The organism is Streptosporangium amethystogenes (assembly GCF_000721075.1).
GTDB lineage: Bacteria > Actinomycetota > Actinomycetes > Streptosporangiales > Streptosporangiaceae > Streptosporangium > Streptosporangium amethystogenes.
The window spans coordinates 1-330 of the sequence record NZ_JOEQ01000182.1 but is presented as its reverse complement, the minus strand read 5'-3'; the positions used below and the strand labels follow the sequence as shown (position 1 = coordinate 330).

The 330-nt window shown below is 69.7% G+C and carries 1 protein-coding gene; it reads right to left on the bottom strand.

The features are described 5' to 3' along the window. A partial coding sequence (locus IG98_RS52265; RefSeq protein WP_037973127.1) for a hypothetical protein occupies nt 1-330 on the bottom strand: 330 nt, incomplete at both ends.

Genomic DNA, 330 nt, shown 5'->3' with positions numbered 1-330 from the left:
GGTCCCCCGCTGCGCGACCGTCTGAGGTGGCACCCCGTAGTTCCACGCCGTCAGCCACTCCCCCAGCGCCGCCGGGACGAACGGCAACGAGGCCAGCAGATGACGCCGGGTCTCATCCATCTCATACCTCCACAGCAACGCGGCCGCCCTCACGGTAGCCGCGGTCGAGGTGTCGCCGTACTCCGTGATGGGCCACGAAGAGGTCTCCCCGAAGCTCCACCCGTCTATCCACCGCTCCACCCCGACCGGACTCACCTCGAACAACTCCGCCAGCCGCCACCGCGAACCGGCCCGCACCCCCTGAACCCCCTGCTCCCAGCGTGACCAGGT